General features: G+C 50.2%; 1 protein-coding gene. It reads right to left on the bottom strand.

From position 1 onward, the window contains the following. Positions 1–64: 64 nt before the first annotated feature. Positions 65–1,276 (bottom strand): relaxase/mobilization nuclease domain-containing protein (locus tag ACP693_RS17645; RefSeq protein ID WP_426050133.1); only part of this gene is annotated, 1,212 nt, incomplete at its 5' end.

The raw sequence follows: 1,276 nt of genomic DNA on the forward strand, positions 1-1,276 counted from the left end.
GCCATGCTGACCATCCTGCCCACGTCCTAATGCAGCATGTGCATTCGAAAAAAATACTGTCGTGTCACACACGACAGCGATCCGATGGCTTGATGTCTACTGCCTCTGTCGTTCCTGGTGACATTGGGACAAACTCAGGGGTAAGAAATGGGAACACCCCATCCTGATCGTACTCTGTATAGCCTTTCACTCTGGGATTGCCGGGCTTTGCTGTGTACTTAGCAGCGACACCGAAAAGCGCGGTTAGGATCTGTAGGACGGCCTTAATCAGGGCCATCGCCTCTTCGTGAGCGATTTCCTGTCTAACCTGAGCCCCGGTTCTTTTTACTTTGAGTTTGAGGAAGGGTGAACAGGCAGTGTTAGCAGGAACGAAGTAGAGATAGATCCAGCCACGGTTGACCCAGTAGCGGTGCTGAACTGGTTTAGGCTTGCCTTTACTCGCCGAATTTCGCTTTGAAAGCTCTGCTTGTAGCTGCGGAAGCATGCGCGGCTCATATCTGATGCCTTCCTGTGTAGTCAGTTTTTGGAAGGTAAACCGAGCTTTTTTCAAAGTCTTGCCAGCGGTGACACGCCCTTCGAATTCATAAGCGATCCCTTTCGGCTGGCCTTCGGTGTCGTATCGCAGGTGGACGTGGACGCGTTGCCTCCTTAAGGCCCGGACAAAATTGAGGATGTCACCATTACGCTCCCTAGTACTTTCTATACAAGCTCCCACCCTTGCAGCCAGACGGGATCTGTAGGGCATGGTGTGGGCCCTTGCGGCACCCTCCACTTCCCTACCGCTCACGGTGATGTTCCAGGTTTCCTCCGGCCTAAAGGCCTTTCTGAGGCCGAACATATCCTCGATCTCGCTAACCGCTTGAATGTTTCTTTCATAGTTATTTTTGTCACTAACCATCGGAAAGCCTGGCTCGAAGCTAACTCGATTCGCAACGATATGAACATGCTCGTTGCCAGTATCAGCATGAAGGACTGATGTGTACTTAGTAGTGCTCTTGAAGCCCATCAGTTTCAGGTAATGTCGTACAGCGATCTTCCATTGCGTAGGGGTGAGTGACTCACCAGTATCTAGCGAAAGAACTGCATGAAAAATCGGCCTCAAATTTCTCTTTGGCTTTCCTTGCTCGCCAACCTTCAATTTTGTAGCAATATCCATGTCCAAGATCATACAACTCAGATTCTCCAGACTTCCCCTCTGTATCTCGACCTCTGGGCAGAAGGCCAAGCAGTTGGTATCGATCGTGTTGATATTGACTATGTCATGGTCGTGCTTTTT

The sequence above is a fragment of the Brevundimonas sp. TWP1-3 genome, assembly GCF_049896085.1.
In the GTDB taxonomy this organism is placed as follows: domain Bacteria; phylum Pseudomonadota; class Alphaproteobacteria; order Caulobacterales; family Caulobacteraceae; genus Brevundimonas.